Origin of the sequence: Rugamonas apoptosis, from assembly GCF_014042355.1 — a bacterium.
Lineage (GTDB): Bacteria > Pseudomonadota > Gammaproteobacteria > Burkholderiales > Burkholderiaceae_D > Rugamonas > Rugamonas apoptosis.
In genome coordinates this window covers 1-322 of sequence record NZ_JACEZU010000054.1, presented here as the reverse complement: position 1 = coordinate 322, position 322 = coordinate 1, and the positions used below count along the sequence as shown (strand labels likewise).

The window sequence follows — 322 nt, the reverse complement described above, 5'->3', positions numbered from 1 at the left end:
TGGCATCGCCGCAAAACGCGAAAACTGCATTCCGATGAGCATTCCATAAATTTGGTTTGCTAAACAAAGACTGTTTCGTGCGGAATCTACGGTGTGCCCAGGGCTAAGCACATGCACCGTCCAAGCTGTAGCCACACTGGACAATACAGCTTCTCTTAAAAGATTGAGGCGGGTCTGTGATATCTTTTTCTTGTGCTGCTTCTGCATCTCGATTTGTATTGCGTCACTTAACGCTCCCTCAAGATCCAACATGTATTCGGAGGAGTTTTCCCAAATATACTTGAAGATTTTGGTGAAAAACCGCTCCGCCCCGCCGGCTCCT

At 47.5% G+C, this 322-nt stretch carries 1 protein-coding gene; it reads right to left on the bottom strand.

The window, feature by feature from the left end; translation table 11 throughout:
• Positions 1–322, bottom strand: a 322-nt coding sequence (locus tag H3H39_RS27700; RefSeq protein ID WP_220461696.1) for a hypothetical protein, incomplete at both ends; no start/stop codon positions are given.